General features: G+C 69.4%; 17 protein-coding genes. All 17 read right to left on the bottom strand.

Annotated elements, in window-relative coordinates:
- Window positions 1-2: 2 nt before the first annotated feature.
- Window positions 3-2384, bottom strand: coding sequence for a prolyl oligopeptidase family serine peptidase (locus IPG05_11540; GenBank protein ID MBK6495711.1), 2382 nt, complete (start codon window positions 2382-2384; stop codon window positions 3-5).
- A complete protein-coding gene (gene pdxH / locus IPG05_11535) occupies window positions 2357-2995 on the bottom strand; it encodes a pyridoxamine 5'-phosphate oxidase (protein MBK6495710.1) in 639 nt (212 codons plus the stop codon). The genes IPG05_11540 and pdxH overlap by 28 nt, the downstream gene beginning before the upstream one ends.
- Entirely contained in the window at window positions 2992-3507 is a 516-nt protein-coding gene (locus IPG05_11530; protein MBK6495709.1) for a GNAT family N-acetyltransferase, read from the bottom strand. Before IPG05_11530 ends, pdxH begins: the two co-directional genes overlap by 4 nt.
- Window positions 3504-4799 carry a fumarylacetoacetase gene (fahA, locus tag IPG05_11525; GenBank protein MBK6495708.1) on the bottom strand — a complete coding sequence of 432 codons (1296 nt, stop codon included), beginning with the start codon at window positions 4797-4799 and terminating at the stop codon, window positions 3504-3506. The genes IPG05_11530 and fahA overlap by 4 nt, the downstream gene beginning before the upstream one ends.
- A complete protein-coding gene (locus IPG05_11520) occupies window positions 4796-5680 on the bottom strand; it encodes a hypothetical protein (GenBank protein MBK6495707.1) in 885 nt (294 codons plus the stop codon). Before IPG05_11520 ends, fahA begins: the two co-directional genes overlap by 4 nt.
- A 92-nt stretch (window positions 5681-5772) precedes the next feature.
- A complete protein-coding gene (locus IPG05_11515) occupies window positions 5773-6543 on the bottom strand; it encodes a sigma-70 family RNA polymerase sigma factor (protein ID MBK6495706.1) in 771 nt (256 codons plus the stop codon).
- Between the two features lie 145 nt (window positions 6544-6688).
- The gene (locus IPG05_11510; GenBank protein MBK6495705.1) at window positions 6689-6994 is read right to left on the bottom strand and encodes a hypothetical protein; all 306 of its coding nucleotides are present in this window, start codon (window positions 6992-6994) and stop codon (window positions 6689-6691) included.
- Window positions 6960-10205 carry a hypothetical protein gene (locus IPG05_11505; protein MBK6495704.1) on the bottom strand — a complete coding sequence of 1082 codons (3246 nt, stop codon included), beginning with the start codon at window positions 10203-10205 and terminating at the stop codon, window positions 6960-6962. Before IPG05_11505 ends, IPG05_11510 begins: the two co-directional genes overlap by 35 nt.
- Entirely contained in the window at window positions 10202-12265 is a 2064-nt protein-coding gene (locus IPG05_11500; protein MBK6495703.1) for a VWA domain-containing protein, read from the bottom strand. Before IPG05_11500 ends, IPG05_11505 begins: the two co-directional genes overlap by 4 nt.
- Window positions 12265-13167 (bottom strand): DUF58 domain-containing protein, encoded by a 903-nt coding sequence (locus tag IPG05_11495; protein ID MBK6495702.1) that lies wholly within the window; start codon window positions 13165-13167, stop codon window positions 12265-12267. The genes IPG05_11500 and IPG05_11495 overlap by 1 nt, the downstream gene beginning before the upstream one ends.
- Window positions 13168-13174: 7 nt before the next feature.
- Window positions 13175-14179, bottom strand: coding sequence for a MoxR family ATPase (locus tag IPG05_11490; protein ID MBK6495701.1), 1005 nt, complete (start codon window positions 14177-14179; stop codon window positions 13175-13177).
- Between the two features lie 40 nt (window positions 14180-14219).
- A complete protein-coding gene (locus IPG05_11485; GenBank protein ID MBK6495700.1) occupies window positions 14220-14990 on the bottom strand; it encodes a DUF4159 domain-containing protein in 771 nt (256 codons plus the stop codon).
- Window positions 14990-17437 carry a tetratricopeptide repeat protein gene (locus tag IPG05_11480; protein MBK6495699.1) on the bottom strand — a complete coding sequence of 816 codons (2448 nt, stop codon included), beginning with the start codon at window positions 17435-17437 and terminating at the stop codon, window positions 14990-14992. The genes IPG05_11485 and IPG05_11480 overlap by 1 nt, the downstream gene beginning before the upstream one ends.
- Window positions 17434-18420 (bottom strand): hypothetical protein, encoded by a 987-nt coding sequence (locus IPG05_11475; GenBank protein ID MBK6495698.1) that lies wholly within the window; start codon window positions 18418-18420, stop codon window positions 17434-17436. Before IPG05_11475 ends, IPG05_11480 begins: the two co-directional genes overlap by 4 nt.
- Window positions 18417-18809, bottom strand: coding sequence for a hypothetical protein (locus tag IPG05_11470; protein MBK6495697.1), 393 nt, complete (start codon window positions 18807-18809; stop codon window positions 18417-18419). The genes IPG05_11475 and IPG05_11470 overlap by 4 nt, the downstream gene beginning before the upstream one ends.
- 1 nt (window position 18810) lies before the next feature.
- The gene (locus IPG05_11465; protein ID MBK6495696.1) at window positions 18811-20625 is read right to left on the bottom strand and encodes a VWA domain-containing protein; all 1815 of its coding nucleotides are present in this window, start codon (window positions 20623-20625) and stop codon (window positions 18811-18813) included.
- 91 nt (window positions 20626-20716) lie between these two features.
- The gene (locus IPG05_11460; protein MBK6495695.1) at window positions 20717-21259 is read right to left on the bottom strand and encodes a hypothetical protein; all 543 of its coding nucleotides are present in this window, start codon (window positions 21257-21259) and stop codon (window positions 20717-20719) included.
- Between the last annotated feature and the right edge of the window lie 10 nt (window positions 21260-21269).

Below are 21269 nucleotides of genomic sequence, written 5' to 3'. Positions count from 1 at the left end.
CGTCAGTCACGCTGGCCCGCGCTGCCCTTCGGCAGCCAGCGATCGAAGAGGTCGAGGATGCGCCGATACTCGTCGGTCCAGGAGTCGGGGCGCACGAAGCCGTGATCCTCCACCGGATAGACGGCCAGCTCCCAGCGCGTCTTCCCGAGCTCGATGAGCCGCTGCGAGAGGCGGACGATGTCCTGGAACTGCACGTTGGCGTCGACCATGCCATGCGCCATCAGCAGCGGATCCTTGAGGCCGTCGGCGAAGTAGATCGGCGACGAGCGTCGATACGCCGTGGTGTCGTCCTGCGGCTCGTTGAGGATCTGCGCGGTATAGCCGTGGTTGTAGTGCGCCCAATCGGTCACCGACCGCAGTGCCGCGCCGGCGCCGAAATAGTCGGCCCGCGTGAAGAGCGCCATCAGCGTGATGAAGCCGCCGTAGGAACCACCATAGATGCCGATCCGTTCCGCCTCGATCCCCTGCGTGCGGAGCCAGCGCGAGGCGTCGACCTGATCCTCGAGATCGCGGCCGCCCATGTGGCGATAGATCGCGGTGCGCCAGTCCCGACCCTGCCCTGCCGACCCGCGGTAGTCGAGGTCGAGCACGATGTAGCCCTTCGACGCGAGCAGGTGGTGGAACTGGTATTCGCGCGAATAGGTGGACCAGTACTCGTGCACGTTCTGCAGATAGCCGGCGCCGTGGACGAAGATCACCGCCGCGCCATTCGACGTCGCCCCCATCTGCTCCGGGCGGTAGATGCGGGCCGGCACCTTGGCGCCATCGCTCGCCGGAATCTCGACGATCGCCGGCGCGATCCACTTCGCGGCGCGCCACTCGGCTGTCGGTGAGGTGGTCAGCCGCGCGGCACTCGCCATCGGCTTGGCCGATTGCAGGAAGAGTTCAGGCGGCGTGTTGCTGCTCGACGCAACATCGGCCAACCACTTGCCGTCGGGCGAGACCACGACCTGATGTCCGCCCTTCGCCGCGGTGTAGCGCGTCCGCGCCGAACCGTCGAGGGCCATGGTCCAGAAGTGGCGCTCGTAGCGCGAGCCCTCGGAGGTGTGCATCTGGAAGCGCGTCCGGTCGGGCGAGATCGCCACGTCGAACACCTCCCACTGCCCCTGCGTCAGCTGCTTGCGCGCGGTACCATCGGCCTGTTGGGTGTACAGCTGCGCCCAGCCATCAGCCTCGCTCACCCACCAGAGCCCGAGCGTGCCCGGCAGCCAGCCGCCGCAGCCGCTGCACGGTCCGCCGACCCAGGCGGAATCGCGCAGCGTCTCGATCGGGGTCAGTCGCGCGGAGTCGGCGTCGACCCGCGAGATGATGCGCGTGTTGTAGTCGGCCGTGCCGGCCACGATCAGCGCCGATGTGCCGGCGTCATTCCAGCCCCACGACGTCAGGGTGGAGTACATCCCGCTGCTGTCGCTGGCGATCGGCCGGAGCCAGGTGGCACGCCCCGTCGCCAAGTCGAGCATCGCCATCCGCGAACGACCGATCGCGTCGCCCACCTTGCTGCGGCCCGGCCGCTGCTCGACATACCCCGATGCCGTGATCCAGACCGGCATCGTCGTCGCTTGGGGCGTCGCGCTGGTGCCGACAGTGATGAGTGCGTGGCTACCCCGCGGCGAGAGCCACATGCTGCGCAGCGATTCACCGCGCGCCAGGGTGATCGGTCGGAGCCCGGTCGCTGCGGCTTGCCCGGCGCCGCCACGTCCCGCCCCGCCGCGTCCTGCACCACCACGACCACCGGCCGAATCGCCGAAGGTGCGGTCACGGATGACTTGAAAGAGGTCGCGCTGATCGCGCTCGAGCTGCGTGCGTTGCGCGGAGGGCGGCGCTGGCCGGCCCGCACTGTCTGCCGCACTCGGCGGCGCAAGCCGGATGTCGGTGAGTTGCTCGACATAGCCGTCGGCGAGTCGGAAGGCATAGGCGTTGTCGCCCACGCGGTAGAAGATGCGCGTGTCATCGGTGGACCAACCGAGGGCCTGTTCGGCCTGCGCCGTGCTGGTCAGCTGTCGGCGCACGCCGGTGGCGAGCGTCGCGATCCAGAGGTCGCCGCGAATGGCGAGGAGGCGGCGCTTCCCGTCACGCGACAGCGGACCGGTGGCGAACAATGGGGCGAACGAATCCACCTGCGCCCGCGTGAGCTTCTCGGGGACGGCTCCCGCTTCGGCACGGACGCGGTAGCTCTCGGTCGTGGCTCGCCAGTCGCTCCCCGGCGGCAACCACGAGAAGTGGATCCACCGCGAATCCGGCGTCCACTGGATGCCGGTTGGCTCACGCCCCACCGTCTCGGGCCCGCGCATGATCGACGGGATGTCGAGCTGGAACTGCTGGGCCGAGAGCGGCACAGCGGACACCACGAGGGCGATCAAGGCGAAAGACGGACGCGCTGCCATCCAGACTCCGGGGATGAGGTGTAGAGGATCCGATCATGCAGCCGATTGGGCCGCCCCTGCCAGAACTCGATCTCGGACGGCACCACGCGGTAGCCGCCCCAGTGACTCGGCCACGAAATCGGCGTCGTCTGAAAGTGCTTGACCAGCTCGCTCACCTTTTCCATGAGCAAGGCGCGGTCTTCGAGCAGGGCGCTCTGCAGCGATGCCCAGGCGCCAACCTGCGAGCCGACCGGTCTGCTCAGGAAGTACGCCATCGACTCGGACGCAGGGATGCGCTCGACGCGGCCCACCACGCGCACTTGCCGCTCCAACTCGCCCCAATGGAAGGCGAGTGCCGCGTGCGGATTGGCATCGAGTTCGCGCGCCTTGCGGGAGCGATAGTCGGTGAAGAAGACGAAGCCCAGCTCGGAGATCCCTTTGAGCAACACGATCCGCGCACTCGGCCGACCGTCGGCGGTCGCCGTCGCCAGTGTCATCGCGTTCGGCTCGAGCAACTTGGCCGCTTCGGCTTCGGTGAACCAGCGCCGGAACTGGGCGTAGGGATCGGGATCGGTATCGGCAATATCCAGATCGGCGCGCGCGTAGTCGCGGCGCAGGTCGGCGAGATTCATGTCGGCAATTCCCGCAGTTGATGCTCTTCGCGGACGATGGTGAAGCCACGGGCCAGATAGTTCGGCAACGCCGCCGGACCGTCGAGGGTACAGGTGTTCAGGATGACGCGGCTCGGCGCGGTGGCCCAGGCCAGCGCAATGGTGCGGTGCAGCAACCAGCGTCCCAGCCCCTGCCCCATCGCCTCGGGCACCAGCCCGAAGTACCGAATCTCCATGGCCGATCCGGATGGTGCCAACTCCACGTAGCCGAGTTCGACGGGACCACGGCGCGCGACCCAGAGTTCGACGGCCGGCGCATGCAGCGCGGCGGCCCAATCCGACGGCGCCCACGCCAACCGATCACGCCAGTGCCACGCACCGCCCACGGCGCGATAGAGTCGGGCTGCCGCCTCTGCGGCCTCGGGTGGCATGACACGCACCAGCGTGACACCGGGAGGGTCTCCAACGAGCGGGGCAGCCGGCGGTGTGCGCATCTCGAGGTAGGTCACGACCACGGGCACCACGCGCGTCATGCCGGCGCCACCACCCCGCGACACGAGCCGAAGCCGATCGACACGGCGCCCGGTGACTCGCAGTGCCCGGTGATCAGCACCTCGTCGGCATCCTCGAGGAACTTGCGCGTGGTGGCATCGGGGAGCGTGAGCGGCTCGGCGCCGCGCCACGTGCGCTCCAGCAGGCAGCCGCGGCTCTCCGGCGCAAGACCGGAAATCGTGCCGCTCCCCAGGAGGTCGCCCGCGAGCAGGTTGCAGCCGTTGCTGCCATGGTGTGTCACCAGCTGCGCGGGGCTCCAATACATCGCGTCCGCGAAGTCGACCCGCGACACCACGAACGGCGCATCACCACGCGACCGCATCGCGGCGGTCTGGAGCGCGACCTCGAGCCCGATGTGCCAAGTGCGATCCCCCGGCACCTGCAGGTACGGCAGCGGAGCGGGGTCGCCGGCCGCACGCGCCGGCATCGCGGCACGAAAGGGCCGCAACGCGTCGGTTGTCACGACCCACGGCGAAATGGTGCTGGCAAAGTTCTTGGCGAGGAACGGACCGAGGGGCTGGTACTCCCACGCCTGCAGATCACGCGCGGACCAATCGTTGAGCAACACCACGCCGAAGATCCGGTCGGTGGCCGTTGCGCTGGTCACCGGCGTGCCGAGGTCGTTCTCCCCGCCGATCACCAGGGCGACCTCGAGTTCGTAATCGAGCGAGCGCGACGGGCCGAAGGTCGGCGTCTCGGCGTCCGCGGCCTTGGTCTGGCCATGCGGGCGGCGAATCGGGGTGCCGTCGAGCACGATCGACGACGCACGCCCGTGGTAGCCGATCGGCACCCACTTGTAGTTGGGCAGCAGCGGATTGTCGGGCCGAAACATCGAGCCGACATTGGTCGCATGGTGCACGGAAGCATAGAAGTCGGTGTAGTCGCCAATGTGCACCGGCAGCAACATCTCGACCGCATCCTGCGGCATCAGTGCGGGCGAGAGTCGCTCCTGCCACGCCGGATCGGAGAGCGCATCGCTCAGCGCGAGCCGGACCAGCGTCCACTCCCTCGGCGATGCCGCGGCGAGGTGATTGAGCGGACCGAAGACGATCCGCGTAATCGCGTCGATCGAGAGTTCACTCCCCCACCCTGCCTCGACCGCCGACCGGAGGTGAAGCACCATGTCGCCGATCGCGACGACAATCTCCGGCTCCTCCCCCTGACCCTCGATCACGCCGAAGGGGAGGTTCTGGATCGGGAAGTCGCGGTGGCCGTTGGCCGACGCGACCCACGAGGTGCGGGCTGGGTCGTGACTGCGATCGAGGTCGGTCATGCCACCTGCTCCGGAAGTCCGAGTTCGTCCACCGGCTCACGGAAGGAACAGGAGCCGAACGAGGTGAAGGCGCGGTCGCGTGCCCGGGCGAGCTCATCCCACGGGAAGTGGTGGCCAAGCGCGCGGATGCCGGCGTCGTCACGCTCGAACGCCTCGGGCCCAACCGCTTCGAGGATGGCCTGCGCGGTCTCGCCATCGCCACTCCGCAGGAGCAGCGCCGTCGCGACCAGCAGATTGACGAAGCCGTACATCCAGCCACGTTCCGCCTCCGGCGCATACGTCAGGCGATACTCGCCGCGGTAGGGATGATGCAAACCAGCCGTGGCCTTGAAGCGCACGCCCTGCCCCGTCGCCGCAATGAGGAAGGCAGTCAGTTGCTCGGGCGCGGGAAAGAGATCGGCGGTGGTGCCACCGGTGCGCACCTTGGCGAAGGCACCCACGCGCCCGATCGCGGCGACGAGTGGGCCGTACGGGCCTTCGTGCGGGACCTCGAAGAAGCGCTGATAGGCGGGAGGGATCTGCTCGGCGACCGTCAACAGTTGCCCGACCGAGCTCACCTTGTACTCGAGGGCGTCGACCGTCACTCCGCGACCTTCCCAGGCGGCGCGAAACGCGTTGACACGTGAGAGTTCGTCGGGAAGGTGGACGCCCATGACCGCGGAGACGCGCCAGGGATCGTGCCGTGGGGTAGAGAGCCCCTCGCTCTCGATCGCGGTGCCGAGCTCTTCGAGGCGACTCGCGGCCACGATGAAGCGCCCGAGCATCCAGCGATCGGGGCCGCGCCGCTCGCGATCATACTCCCGCACCGCGTCGGCCATGCCGAGGGCGGCGGGAGGAAAGAGACCGGCATAATCCACGAGTGACGCGAAGGCAGCGCGCATCGATCCCTCCGGGGGGACGGAACTTCGATGCGCAAATGTAAGCGGAACGATCAACCGAGGTTCAACGCAAAGCGCGGAACCGCTTTACGCGTTCAGTCGCGGGCGTACGCGAGTCTGGGAATCCGGCGGAGCCTGGCGATCCCCTGGGCTCGGAGCTGGCAGACCCGGGACTCGGTGACCCCGAGCTCGGTGGCGATCTCCCGGAGCGGCTTCTCCTCCAGAAAGGAGCGCGCCAGCACCAGCCGTTCCCGCTGCGGCAGCTCTGCCAGCGCCTCGTGGAGCACGCGCTTGCGGTCCGACTCCTCCATCGCGTCCTGGACCGGATCGCCCTCGGCGTCGCCCAGTCGATCCGCGAGGCTGTGGCCACCCGGCTCCCCTTCGAGCGAGACCGGACCGATCGTCAACGTCCGTTCGCGCCACCGATGGATCGTCTCGTGGTCGACCCCCAGGTGACTGGCGATCTCGCCGGTGCTCGGGGCCCGGCCCAGCCGCTGTTCACATTCCGCCACGGCGCTGTCGAGCCGGCGCGCATGGGCGCGGTCGACGCGGGAGAGCGGATCGCGCGCACGGAGTTCATCGAGAATGGCGCCGCGGATCCGGCGCATGGCAAAGGTCGAGAACGCGAGCCCACGCTCGGGCTCGAATCCGGCCATTGCCTGCAGCAGCCCGACCGAACCGGCCGAGACCAGCTCTTCGAGGGAGACGGCGTCGCGGACGCGCGGAGCCATCTCTCGCGCGGCGTGATGGACCAGGCCGAGGTAGCGCCCCAGCAGCTCTCGGCGGGCATCGGCGCAGTTGTCCTTGCGCCACCGCTGCCAGAGGGCATCGGTCGAAGTCTGGTTCGGGCGTTGCGGAGTGGTCATAGGGAAGACTACTGACGCAAAAGAAGGTCCACGCTGACCAAGCAAGTGAGGTGCCATCAACGGCCACTGCCGACCGTCGCATCCATGCGACGCTCGGCAGCAGATTCGCCGTCAAATGGCGCTGTGGCGGGCTTCCGGCAGAATCTCAGGGCCGCCGGGCGAGCGACCTGTAGTACTCCTCCACCAGTGCCCGGTACTCGGCAGGCACCTGGCCCCGCGGACCCACCGCTGGCGTGCCTTCGCCGCCGTTGGCCCGACGCCAGAGCGTGAACTCAAAGGTCTTGAGTCCCTCGATCACGGCGGATTGGAGCGCCGCGACCCCCTGCGGCTTGTCGCGGGCGATCTGTGCCTCGAGATCGCGGAGCGACGCAATCGCCCGATCGAGCTCGCCGACGTCGCCCCCTTGGGCGGCCACTTCACCGCGAAGCGCCTCGGCCTCCTGCCGCCGCATGGCAACTTCCCGCCCGAGTTGCCGCGGGGACCCGGCGTCGGCGCTGCCGCCCGCCGCGCCGCCCGGTCCGCCCATCCCTGCCATGCCAGTGCGCCCGCCCTGGCCCTGACCACCGCGCTGGCCCCGCCCCTGCCCCTGCCCCTGCCCCTGCCCCTGCCCCTGCCCCTGCCCCTGCCCCTGCCCCTGCCCCTGCCCCTGCCCCTGCCCCTGCCCCTGCCCGCTGTTCGCTGTTCGCCGTCCTGTTCCGCAGCGACTCCATCTCCCGCACCAGGTCCCGCGTCCGTTCGAGCGTCCGTTCCTGACGGCTCCCCTCGGATTCGCGCACGGAGTTCGCCGCAGAGGTGATCTGCTCGCGCACCGCGCCGACCTGCTCGCCGACCTGTGACTCCAACGCCCGAGCGTATTCGGGCGAGCCGGTCCGCACCGTGTTCTTGGTGTAGCTCACCGTGCGGGGCAGCGCGGTCTCACGAATGCGTGCCGCCGCCGAGTCGAGTCCACGCGCCGCCGCCGGCTGGTCACGGCGCACATCGCGGGCGAGCCGTTCCGCTCCCTCACGCACCTGTTCGAGGCCACGCGAGAGGGAATCCTTCTGCTGGTCCAGGCGGCGGAGTTGCTGCGCACGATCACTCGGCGCGGCCGCGCCCAATCGCTCGACCCCGCTGGCGATGCGCTCCTGCTGCGCCTCGAGTTGCCGTGCCTTGTCGTCGAGTTGCCGGATATCGTCCGTCACGCTCCGCTGCCGGACTCCCTCCGCACTGCGGGCGGCGTTGCGCAGCCGGTCGAGTGCGGCGTTGCCTTGCCCCGCCGCACCCGTGCTCGCGCGGCGCATCGCATCGGCGGCCTCCTGCGCTGCGCGTGCGGCGTCGGCCAACTCGGGCGACTGCTGTTCACGCGCCAGCCGCTCCAACCGTCGTGCCTCTTCTTCTGCCTGCCGTGCCAGCTCCCGCTGGCCACTCCCGCCACCGCTCGAGGCGGCGCCGAGATCGCGGCCGAGTCGTTCGCGCAGGGCGGCGGCCTCGCGCTGCTCTCGCTCATTCTGCTGCTGCTGCCGCGCCGCCAGTTCCCGCAACCGCTCGGCCGCACTGTCGACCTGCTGCTGCGTCGTGGTGCTCCGCTGCTGCTGCACCGCCTCGTACTGATTCCGCATCTTGTCGGTGTCGAGCTGAAAGAGATCGGCAAGGTCCTGCTGCTCCCCACCACCACCTCCCCCGCCTCCGCCGCCACCACCGCCCCCGCCCTGCTGGCGGCGGATCTCGATGTCGCGGAAGACGGCCTGCGCGCGCTGCAGGTGCTGCAGCGCCTTCTGTTCCTCGGCACTCGCGACCGCGGTCCGAGCCAGGCCCAGCGCTTCCTCGGCCACCTTCATATGCACGCGCGCGGAGTCGAGCTCGCGCTTGACGCTCGTGAACGCGGTGTCTTCGCTGGCGAGCTCGCGCGAGGCGATCCGCTCGGCGACCGCCGCCACGTCCTGCCGCAACTTCCCCTGCGCAATCGCCAATGTCGTGAGATTCTCGCGCCGGACACGCGCGGGCGTCTTGGCACTGTCACGCACCCAATTGAAGGTGCCCGACACGACTTGCCGCTGCCGAGCCGCGAGTTGATCAGGCGTGGCGTTCGCGTCGCCGCCCTCCCCACCGCCTCCGCCACCCTCACCACCTGCGGCGGCAGCCTCCTCGCCGGCGCGGTAGTTCAAGCCGAACGGGCGCACCTCGAGGAAGAAGATGTCGGAGCTGGCCGTCTGTCCTGCACCATCCTTCACGACCGCGTGGTAGGCGATCACATCGCCCGGCACCAGCACGACCTCTTCGAGGAAGAGGGTGTGCGCGGCACGCAGATCCACGCCACCAGCCGCCTTCCCCTCGGCAAGGACAATCGTCTGCTCCGCACCGCCATTGACCTGGTAGCGCAATTCCATCCGGGTGACGCCGTAGTCATCGGCCGCACTGGCCGCGATCGGAACTTCTTCCGTGCCCGTCACCTTGATGTCGCGCCCCGGCGTCTCGATGCGCACGCTCGGCGCGCGGTCGTCGAGCTTCGCGATCGCGTACTGCACCGTCCCCGGCACCATGGCACCATCGGGTGCCATCAGGTCAATGCGATAGAAGCCATCGCGCGTGACACGGAACTCGCCGACGACCTTGCCCGCGGAGTCGACCGTGAGCGGCACCGTCGAACCGTCGTCGAAGCGCAGGGTCCCACCCTTCACCGGCATCGTGACGGTGCCTTGCACGCGCACCGTGGTGCCGACGAGCGCTGCCACATCCCCGCCCGACTCGATCTCCTCGGGCGGCAGACGGGTGTATCCCGGGAAGCGCAACTGCAGCGCCACGTTGGACACCGCCGGCAGGTCCACCACGGAGATGCTGAATTCGGCCGACCGAAGGCCATCGGCCTCGAGGTAGTACTTCGTCGGCGCGAGCAGGTCGAAGAGTCGCCCGGCAAAGCCGCTTCCGGTGGAGTCGCGTTGCATCGGTGCGCGCAGCCACTCGGTGGTGCTGTCGGCACGGAAGACGATCTCGGCCTCGGCGGCGGTGAAGCCGCGCAGCACGCCACGCACGTCGAGCGCGGCACCGCGCGGGACGGTGATGTCGCCCGGCGTGACCGACACCGCGAATACCGGCTCGGACGCCGACGCGGTCCAGGGCACGAAGAGGAGGCGCGCCGCGTCGCGCACGGCACCAGGGCCGAGCAGCACGAGTGCCAGCCCCACGGCGGTTGCTCCGGCCAGCAACGCGCCGGCACGACGTGCCCGCGGCCGCTCCAGCGCAGCGCCCTGCTCCAGCTCGGCGACTGCGGCCGTCGCCTGACCGATCACCCGAGCCGACAGGCCGGCCGAGGAACGTTCCGCGAGCGGGCGCTCCAGTTCGTGGACGGCGCTCAGCAGCGTCTGCCGAAGGTGTGGTGCCCGTTCCTCGACATAGAGCGCGATGCGCTCGTCGCTGACGGCCCCAAGCAAGGGATAGATGACGAAGCGCGCGGCGGCAACCGCGATAAGCAGGTAGCCGATCACGCGCACGGCAATTGTGGTGTCACTGCCCGGCCCCATCAGGCTCCGCACCACGGCACCCACGATCAGTGCCAGCAGGACCGCGGCGACCGTGGCCGTCACCCCTTCGAGGAGGAGTCGCCGACGACGATGCCCACGGACCCGCGATACGGCGGTGCGAAGGGCGTCATCTCGCGTCGCGCTGTCGACTCTGAGGTCGGTCATGTGGCAGCTCCTCCAGGGGGAGTCTCAACCGCGAGCCGCGTGGCGGTACCCCGCCACCCGCGGCTGCCCAGCAACGATTCCATCACCAGCACGACACCAACGATCAGCAAGAGGATGCGCCAGAGCCGTTGCCGTGTTTCCACCTCGGCGATCGGCGGGATCTCGGCCGCCGAGGGATCGCCGGCCTCCTCGCGCACGCCGAGCAGGAGTTCGCTGGCTGGCGAGGCCGTCAGATCGGATTCACGAATCGGGACGTTCACGGCGACGGTGGCGATCGGGTCGCCGACCGCCCGTTCCCGATAGGCGCGGTAGAAGCCGAGCGCTTCGAGGTCGGCGGCACCGCGAGTGGCACCCGAGTCCGGACGGAGGAGTGAGCCGGAAGGTGTCGCGATCACCAGATCGGCCACCGTGCCGACCGGCCGCCATCCTTCGCCGGTGGTGCGCCAGAGGGGCTGCGGCTCGTAGCCGGCGGTGTGGAGCGCGAGGCGCCGTACGAACGGAAGGTAGGCCGCCTGCAACGGGAAGTCGCCTCCCCGGGCATCGAGGGGAATGGCGCTCAGCAGGAGGCGACCGCTCCCCTCGGCACGCTCCAGGAGGGCCGGCAGGCCATCGTCGAAGCGGGCCAGGACGACGCTGCCGGTGTCCGCCGCCAACTGGGCGTAGCGAATGAAGCGTGCGCTGCCGAGGGCGGCGCTGCCCCCGCCGCGGAAGGGCGAGAAGATCGGATGCTCCAGCGCCACGTCCCCAATCGTGCCGCCGCGCTCGGCGAGGCGATCCATCTCCCCGGTCACCCGACCAGGCAGCTGACCGGGTTGGGCCCGGACGGTGCGGAGCCGCGGACCGGCGACGATCACGGCTCCGCGTCCGGCACGGACCCAGTCCCGGAAGGCGTCGTTGGTGGGCGGGAGGACGTCGAGGAAGATCACCAGCGCCACTGAGGCAAGGCGCTGAGCCGTAAGTGTTCCCACGCTGCCGCGCTCGACGACGAACGCCGGGTCGCTGCCGATCGCGAGTGCACGCTCGAGGAAGAGCGTCGATTCGGGGGCGAGATCGCCGGCACCGACCAGCAGGATGCGCTGCGATGCTTCGGCCGGTACGACGGCGTGAAAGCTGTCGTCCGCCGTGAGTGCGTCGGGGTCGAGTGCGATCGAGACCTGTGCTTCGCCGGGCGGCAAGGCCACGGGGTCGAACGCCACGGTGCGAAGACCGCTCACCGGAAGGTCCACCGTGCGCGTGCCGGCCTCGCGGTTGTTCACGGTGAGCGTGACGGTGGCGCGCCGTGCCGACGCCAGGGCGTTGCTCCGCACATCCGCAGAGACCGCTATGCGCCCAGCGGCCCCACCGCCGAGCCGTTGGACCGTCAACCCGGTGACGGAGGTGTTGGCCGCCGATGGGGCCGCCACCACGATGCCGCGCACGGCGAGGCCCTTGGGGAGGGCCAGATCGGTGAGTCCACCGGTGCCGACGCGCTGAAGGTCGGAGACGACCAGCACTTCGGCCCGCGGCAGGTTGGCGGCCGCCATCTGCTGCCGTGCGGCGCGGAGCGCCGCGGCGAAGCGCGTCCCCCGGGCCCCGGGACGCACCGTGCCGAGGGCGGCGAGGGCGGCAGCGTGGTCCGTCGTCATCGGCTGGATCACGCTGGCATCATCGTCGAAGGCGATCACGGCAATCCGGTCGCCGGCCTTGAGCGCGCGGATGATGGCGCGGGCCGAGTCCATCGCCACCGGCCAGACGGCGGTGTGTCCCATGCTCATCGAGCGGTCCACCGCAAGAATGACCACGCGCTCCGGCGGGGCGCCGAGCGCCTTGCCGGCGCGCTGGAAAACGGGCCGCGAGAAGGCCAGCACCGCAAGTGCCACGGCGAGGGCCCGGAGCAGGAGCAGCGGCAGGTCGGTCACTCGGCGACGATGCGACGTCTCGATGGCAATCCGGCGCAGGAACATCAACGAGGGGAAGCGCAACGGCTTCTCCTTGTCGCGCTGGCGCAGGTGCAACAGCAGCGGCACTGCCAACGCGGCGAGTCCGGCAAGGAAGGCGGGGACGAGGAAGGCGAACGGCATCAGCGGACCTTCGTCCCCATCAGGCGGCGATCGAGAAACGCGCGCAGCGCGCCGTCGAGGGGCTGCTCGGTGCCGACCGCCTGATAGTCGACGTTGGCCGCCGCGAGTCCGGTGCTGAGCGCGGCCGCGTGCTCGACCACCATGGCGCGGTAACGATCGCGCAATTCTTCAGGCTTCAGCGGAAGGCGGATGCCGGTCTCGGCATCTTCGAACGTCCCGGGTGCCCCATAGGGGAGATCGCGCTCGGCCGGATCGGTGAGGTGGAAGACCATCACGTCGTGGCCGCGGCTGCGCAGTCCGCCGACGGCACGACAGAGCGCGGCCGGTTCCTCGTAGCAGTCCGAGATGAGGACCACCATCCCGGAGCGTCCGCGCATCTGGGCGACCTTTTCGAGCACGCGCGGCAAGTGCCCCTCACCCGCGGCGGTGCTCGCCGCGACGGTATGGAGCAACAGATTGAGATGTCGGGTCGAGGGGGGCACCACGTCGACCATCTCGTCGCGGACCGTCACCAGGCCGACGCGATCTCCCTGCCGCTGCGCCAGCCAGGCCAACGACGCCGTCAGGTAGCGCGCGTAGTCGAACTTGGTGAGCCGCCCACTGGCGAAGTCCATGGAGCCGGAGCTGTCCAGCACCAGCATCACGTCGGCGTTGGTGTCGGCCTCGTACGTCTTGAGATAGAAGCGATCGGTGCGCCCATAGACGCGCCAATCGATCCGCCGCAGGTCATCACCCGGTTGATACGGGCGATGTTCGGCAAAGTCGAGCGAGGTCCCGGTGCGCACGGAGCGGTGCAGGCCGTGCAGGAAGCCGTCCACCACCGTCCGGGCGAGGAGGGAGAGATCGCTGATCCCGGCAAGCAGCGCGGGATCGAGGAAGGCGGCGGGGGCGATACCGCTCACGTCGGACTCAGAGCCCCGACCGCGGCATCGGCGCGACGTCGAGGAGGCGATCGACCAACTGATCCGTGGTCACCTTCTCCGACTGCGCCTGGAAGTTCCGGAGCAACCGGTGCCGGAAGACCGGACGGGCAAGGGCGCGAATGTCGTCGAACGACACGTGCGCCCTCCCCTGCACCAGTGCCCGCGCCTTGCCGCCAAGCACCAGCGCCTGCGCCGCGCGCACCGAGGCACCGTATGCCAGCCACTGCCGCACGAAGTCCGGTGCGCCATCGACCGGGCGGCTCAGCCGCACCAGCTTCACCGCGTACCGGACCACGGCATCGGCGACGGGTACGCGGCGCACCAGCCGCTGGAAGGCGAGGATCTCGTCGCGCGAAACCACCGGGTTGATCGCCTCCGGGGGGACGGTCGTCGTCGCCTGCACGACGGCGACCTCTTCCTCCTCGGGGAGGTAGTCCAGCAGCACCTCGAACATGAAGCGGTCGAGCTGCGCCTCGGGGAGCGGATAGGTGCCCTCGAGCTCGATCGGGTTCTGCGTCGCGAAGACGAAGAACGGCGGCTCCAGCGGATAGGTCTTCCCCTGCACCGTGACGCGACGTTCCTGCATCGCCTCCAGGAGCGCGGCCTGCGTCTTCGGCGGCGTGCGGTTGATCTCGTCCGCCAGGACCACGTTGGCGAAGATCGGCCCCGGCAGGAAGGCGAGCTTGCGCCGCCCGGTCTCCGGGTCGTCGGTGATCATGTCCGTACCGGTCACGTCGCTCGGCATCAGGTCCGGCGTGAACTGGATCCGCGAGAAGCGCAGATCGAGCGCGCGCGAGAGCGAGTGAATCAGCAGCGTCTTGGCGAGACCGGGGACGCCGACCAGCAGACAGTTGCCGCCGGCGAAGAGGGCGATCAGCGCCTGCTCGACGACCGCATCCTGGCCGACGATCACCTTGCGCAATTCGGTGGTGATCCGGCGGCTGGCGTCGGCGAGTCGCTCGGCGAGGGCGCCATCGTCGAGGCCGTCCAATGCGCTGGAGGAAGGGGTGTTGGTCACGCCGGGGCCTCTGTCAGTGAGTGAAGGAGTAGATCACGTAGTTGATGCCCAACTTGAAGGCATCGCCAGTGGGCAGCGGATCGCGGCCGGTGAAGGACCACTCCCACCGCTCCGAGATGTCGTAGTTGTAGTTGACCACCATCATCAACCGCTTGGCGGGGTCGTTGTCCTGGAAGATGCCGTACAGTTCCGGACCGGCACTCCGCCCGAACGCCTCACCGAAGGAAAGGTCGGTGATCTGGTAGAAGGTGTCGAAGAGCGGATGACTCACGTCGAGCCGGATCCGGCGCGTCCCCGGGAGGACCCGGGCGAGCTGCCGATCGAAGTTGTCGAGTTCCTGCGCGCCGCCAAAGTCATCGACGATCACGAAGCCGCCCTTGACCAGGTAGCTCCGCAGCCCGACGACCTCCGCCTCGCTCGGCACCCACGCCCCGACCTCGCAGAGATACGCCACCGGGAAGCGATGCAGGAGCGGGTCGTCGGCGGTGTACACCACGCTGCCGTCGATGCGCGCCTTGATGGTGCTCAGCTCCGAGAGGATCTGCGGAAAGGTCCGATCGGAACGTGGATAGTCATGGTTCCACATCGGATCGAAGCGGCCACGGAAGCCGCCACGACCCATGTCGACCGCGGTGTACTTGATGCGGGCGTACGTAAAGCGGCCGTCATACGGGACGTTGTTGATCTCGGTCGGATAGCCCCCGCCCCGCTGTGCCGACAGGGCGGTACCACCGACAAGCAACACGGCCCCGACGAGCAGCGGGCGCCAGCTAGTTCGGATCATCACTTCCCTCCTCGCAGGTCGAGCAGGAGTTCCTGGGCCTTCTCGAAGCCGGGCGCTTCCTCAAGGATGCGCAAGAGCTCGGTGCGGGCGGCGGCAACACCTCCGGCGCGCTGCAGCGCCTTGGCCAACTGGTACCTGGCCTCCAACGGATTCGGCGGTCGCAGGGCAATGACCGCCCGCCGCTCCTGCACCGCCAGCGCGAAGCGGCCGGACTGATCCGCCAGCCGCGCGAGCCATTCATGTCGGGCAATGTCCCGTGGGGCAATCCAGAGCGCTCGCTGCACGGCATCGGCGGCGCCGCCGGGGTTGCCCAACTGCTCGAGCACCGTCGCCTGCAACAGGTTCGGCTCGAGCGCCGTTTCGCCCTGGGCGGTGATCCGCGCGAGCAGGGGCGCCGCGTCGGCCGGTCGCCCCGTCGCGGCGTAGTGCTTGGCGAGGGGCCATGCCGGACCATCCGCCGCAGGATACCCGGGGAAGAGTCGCTCCGCTTCGGCCAATCGAGCGAGCCCGGCCGCCACCTGCCCCGAGGCCAGGAGCGTGCTCCCTTCCTTCACGGCCAGCCGGATCGGGTTCGGGGTCGGGGCCCCGGCGCTCGTTGTGCCGATCGCCGCCAACGGGATGGCATACCGTGCGCGCAGCCACTGATCGAAGTGCGCGTCGAACGCCGCGGGTGTCAGCCGGACCGTCCGTTGCAGCACCGTCGCCATGTCCCAACCGCGTGCAAAGCCGGCCAGCATCGCCCGCAATGCCGCGACACCGTGCTCCGCCTCGATCATCTCGCAGACCAGCGAGGCCTGCAGGTAACTGTCGCCGATCTGCTCCGGATAGCTCGGCCGCACCAATCCTTCGTTGATCCGGCTGACCGGCAGCAGCTTCCCCGCCGCGACGGTCTCGAGGAAGGTGAGCGAGACCTGCATCCCCCACCCATGCCCGGTACGCCGTTCCTCGAGAACCGACAGGCCTTCGGAAATCCACCGCGGCACCCGGTTGTCCGAGAGGCCGAGCGTGAAGGTGTGTGCCAGTTCGTGCCACGCCGTCGACGCGTAGTTGAAATCGCCCGGCGCACGGGCCGCGGGAGCGTCCATCGCCAGCACCGTCCCGAAGGAGACGCCGAGCGCCCCGATGCCCGCGAGACCGCTGGTGCGCACCGAGAAGTCGGCATGTCGATCGTAGAGCTCAAGGCGGATTGGCGTCGGCGGGCGGTAACCGTAGCGCAGCGCGAGGGAGTCGTAGGCCGACTCCAGCAGCGGCACCAGGTAGAGCGACAGCAGGTCGGCCTCGGCGGCCGGCATGACGAGCTCGAAGCGCGCACTCTTCACGGTGCGAAAACCATCGAGCCGATCGAGCAAGTCGAGCGTGTTCTTGTGCCAGAGATTGAATGGATCGAGTGCGAAGGCACGACCCAGGGACTGTCTGGCCGATGCCACGCGACCGAGGCGGAGTTCATTGACGCCGAGGACCCCGAGCACGCGCGGGGCGAGGCTATCGAGTGCGGCACCCTGCGCCGCGTACCGTGCGGCATCGGCATAGCGACGCACTCGCGCCGCGGTCTCCCCGAGTTCCGCATAGAACTCGGTGGCCAGCGGGTTGATGGCGAGGGCCCGACGTTCCGCAGCGCGCCAGGCGGTCGTGTCGGCGCGCAGCCAGGCGATCGCCGCGCGCGTGGCCCAGGCCGCCATCGCCGTCGAATCCACCGCCAGCGCCCGGTCGACCGCCGCCGAGGCAGAGTCGTATGCCTCGGCCTCGAGGTGCAGCCGCGCGAGCAGGAGTTCCGCTGGAACGAGACGCGGATTGCTTTGGAGCGCCCCACGCACCGCCGGGAGCGCCTTCCCGTCGCCGAGGAACGCCATCACCTTGGCGAGACCGAGGCGGGCGCGGGCGTTGCTGCTGTCGCGCTGGAGCACCGCGCGGTACTCCGCTTCGGCATCGGGCGCGTTGTACTTGTCGAGGAAGAGGTCGGCCACGCGGAGCGAGGCGTCGGGGTCCGCCGGATCGGCCTTGGCGGCCGCATCGAAGGCCGCGAGTGCACTGCGGACCGTGGCCGCATCCCCACCGAGGATGAGGTAGGCGCGTCCCGCGGCGACACGATCCTCCACGCTCCATTCGGCGGCGCGTTGCGTGTAGGCCTGGGTCACCAGCTGCGCCAGCTGCACCGCCGAGGCACGGTCGCCACGACGCAGTGCGATCTCGGCGCGACCGACCTGGGCCGCTCGGGAACGTGGACCGACGCCAGCGTACACCGAGTCGGCGGCGGGCAGTTGTCCGCGGAGCACGAGGATATCGCCGAGGACCGGCTGCAGTGCGGCGCCCCCGCTCCTGGCCAACGACTCCGCGGCAGCAAGCTGGCCCGCGTCCGCGAGGCGGCGGACCGCTGAGGCCGACGACTGCTGGGCTTCGAGTGCGCCCGGCACGACGAGCAGGAACAGCACTCCAAGGAGGCGTCTCATCGTGGCCCGCCCTGTTCGATCTGCCGAATGGCGCGCGTCCGCTTGGCAATCTCAAGCAGCAGATTCTCGAGGTCCCGTTCGTAGACCGTCGAGTCCGTCGACGCCTTCCGTGCCCGCAACGCGGACAGCTGTGCTTCGAGCGCACGACGCTCCGCGATCAGCGCCACGATCCGGGGGTCGGTGCTCTCGGCCCGGCGTTGGAAGGTGGTGCGGCCTGCCAGCGCGCCGTCGAGCGACGGGGCAACACCGGGATCGACGCTGCCGAGCTTGTCACCATTGTCATCGAGCTGGGCGTGCTCGGTCAGCAGCTTCTTGTCGTCGTCGTAGGCACGCGCCACCGCGGCCTTCGCAAAGCGATACGCCTCGAGGGCCGAGACCGCGCCATCCTTGTCGGCGTCGGCGTCCCCGCTGGAAAGCGCGCGAGAGATGCGCGACGCAAAGATCGAGGCGTTGCGTTCGCTGGGGCTCTTGGTGGCGGTCATGACCACGCGATTCGTCCCGGACAGCTGCGGCAAGAAATCGCCGCTGCCGCTTGCGGCCACGATGGCCACCACGGTCTGCTGGGCAAAGCCCGAGAGCCAGAGATTCCACTCCGCGGCCGTCGGATCCGGCCCGGGGAGGTTCACTCGGGACTCCGCTCCCTCGCCACTGCCATGTCCGATCACGACCACTAGCAGCACATCGCCGGCCGCCGCACGCCGGGAGAGGCGCAGCATCGCCGCCGCAATCTCCTCCCGCGTCGAGCGACCGCTGATTCGGGCTGAGTCTTCGGCCGGTCGTTCCGCCAGGAAAATCAGCGACGAGTCGGCCACGCCCCACCGGGTCCGCGCCGTCTCGTGAATCTGCGTCGCCGCCTCGACGAAGCCGCGTCCCTCTGCCGGCTCGCCACCCAATCCGGTGACGAGCAGCACGTGGACGCGACCATCCTGCGCAGCGAGCGGCGCAACCCAGGCCAGCAGAAGCAGCAAGGCGAGGCGCCTCACGACAGCCCCCAGCGGCGGCGCAGGCCCCACTCGGCCACCAGCAACGCCAGGAGCGCGAAGAAGACGATCGGCGCATCCCAGAGATCGCGCGCGTCACGCACGGTGATGCCGCTCTCGGTGAGTTGGACATCGTCAACCAGCTTCTCGGCATCGGCCAGCGGGTAGTAGCGACCCCCGGTTTCATCGGCGATCTGCCGCAGCAAGGGCGTGCGCAGCTCCGCCCGCTCCATGTCGACACCCAAGGTGTCGGCGAGGAGGATCTGCGGTGCCGCGAAGGTCGTGTCGGTGAAGCGTCGTGCGGCGGTCGCGAGCGCATACGGCCCGGCGTCCGTCGCCGTGAACCGGCCGAGGTACGTCCCTTCCTCGCGCGGCACGCGATCGAGTGTCACGTCATAAGGCTCGCCGATCGGCGGCGTCACCGTCACCACGACGCTGGCATCGTTGACATCCCCGAACGTCTCGTCGGCCACGCGTGCACGCACCGTCACGACCTCGCCGGGTCCGACGCGCTCGGGAATGGTGGCAACCTCGACCCGATCCGGCACTTCGTCGAGCAGACCCCGCAAGGTTTGCCGCCAGAAGGTGGCATGGGCCATGTCTTCCAGCGGCGCCTTCGGATCCATCCGCCAGAGCCAGGAGTCCTGCAGGGCCAGCACGGCACTGATGCCGCGGCCATAGCGCTGCGTGGCGAAGACGGGTCGAGCGGGACCACCACCGGCCGGCGTGCCCTCCAGCCAGAGAGTGGCACCGGGGCGGAGCGGGCCGAGCCGATTCACCGTCGTCGCCGGCGGCAACGCTGCCCACCGCGCCTGGTTGGCGGTCCGTGTCGCGGCGAGTTGCAGCATCGGCTGACCGATCCCCGGCCGCCGTGGGTCGGACGGCGAGCTCGGCGAAACTCGGATCGTTGCCACTGGCCCGAAGTGCGAATGGCAAGACTTCATCGACCGGCGTCCCCGCGTAACCGCCCTCGCCGAGGGTGCCGCGCCCGCCGAGCATCAGCAGCCCGCCGCCACGCTGCGAGACGAAGTCGGCCAGCATCCGCAACTGGTCGCCGCTGAAGAACGCCGCCTCGATGTTGCCCAACACGATGGCGCGGTAGCGGAAGAGCTCGGCACGGCGGACCGGGAAGCCGCTGGAGAGATCGAGCGAGTCATCGACCCCGAGCCGGAGGTACTTCCCCTCCGCGCTCCGCAGGAGCGCGACGAGCTGGAGCGCGCTGTCCTCGGCGACGGCGCGACGGATGAAGGCGAACTCCGGCCGTGGCTCACCGTCGAGATAGAGCACCTTCTCGCGCCCGGGGCGCACGCGCAAGACACCCTGGGCCTCATTGTTCTCGAGAATCGCCTCGCCGTCGAGCGGTGTCGCGATCACGCGGATCAGGTGCGTCCCCTTTGGCAGCGGCGGGATGCGGAGTGGCACCGAGACGGCTTCGCGCTTGTCGCGCAGCGTCGTCGTCTCCTGGTGCACCACGCGCCCATCGGCCTCCACGGTCAGCTTCACGTCGACGCCGTCGTAGCCGCGCACACCGAGGGTCACGTCGGCCACGGCGGCACCACCCTCGAGTACCGAGCGCGGCAGCGAGACGCGATCGACCGCAATGTCCCGGGCGAAGCGCTCGGTGCCCACGCCGACGGTGTAGAGCGGCACGCGCCGGACCCGGTAGCCAAGCAACGGCGGCTCGAGGTCTGAGGCGGTGTTGTCGGCGCCGTCGCTCACGACCACGACGCCGGCGAGCGGGACGTCGGCGAGTTCCTGGCGAACCGCCTCGAGCGAGGTCGCAAGGTCGGTGCGCGTCCCGGCGGCGGTCCAAGAGGCGCGATCGGTCAGTGGGGTGGCGGTCGCGCTGAAGCGGAAGAAGCGGAGGGCGAAGCGCTCACTGAGCCGTCGGACCAGTGCGGCGGAATCGGCAAAGACCTTGCGCGCGGCATCGACGCGGCGAGTGGAGTCGGCATCGGCGATGCGCATGCTGCGGGAATCGTCGACGAGGATCGCGAGGACATTGCGCTGCGGGACCGCGCGCGACACGATGACCGCGGGTCGTAGCAGGCAGGCGATCACCAGCAGCAGTGCCAGGGCGCGCAGCGTGCCCAGCGTGATCCGCTCCGCCCGCGATGGACCGCGCAATCGTCGCGCGGCGAATACCGCCAGCAGGACCGCCAGCAGGGCCAGCACGGCCAGTGCCCACGGCGCGACGACCGGCGCCACGACCAATTCCCCCCGCGCGAAGAGGCGTGGGGGATACTTGAAGAGGAAGGTGCTGATCGACTCGATGACGGCGCCCAGGGGGAGCTCCGCTCTACTTCTTGTCGCCGGCGCAGCGAACCCGCATCAAGCGGAGTTCAATGCTCGGCTGACCTTCCCCTTCGTTGCGCGGGATCAAGGCGCCGTCAGAGGAACGGCGATAGATGATGCGCTGCGGGAATTCCTTGCTGGCACGCTCGAAGAGCAGATACTCGCTCGCCTGGCGCACCAGCTTGTAGACATGCTCCGGCTTGCCATCGGCCGCGGCGGCGAAGACGATTCCCGAATCCGTGGCTTCGATCCGCGTGAACTCGTAGCCCGTCGCCCGACCCTTCGTGAGGTAGCGGGTGGTGGCCAGCATCAGGTTCTCCGAGGCCGCACTCCAGTCTTCCTCGACACGCGTGTCGTTGCCGGTCTCGGCGGCCCAGCAGCCCGACATCCACTCGACCTTGTCGAGCTTGAAGAGCGGCTTGGTGCGGGCCTTTGACTTGGCCGAATCGGCACTCGCGGGCTTGGCGTCGACCTTGGGCGCAGGGGTCTGAGCCGAGGTGGCGGCGGCGGTGAGCATGAGCAGGGCGACGAGCGGGAGTGAGCGCATCGAGGAACCG

The organism is Gemmatimonadota bacterium (assembly GCA_016704275.1).
GTDB lineage: Bacteria > Gemmatimonadota > Gemmatimonadetes > Gemmatimonadales > GWC2-71-9 > Palsa-1233.
The sequence above is the reverse complement of the archived record's forward strand: the minus strand, read 5'-3'. Positions and strand labels throughout refer to the sequence as shown.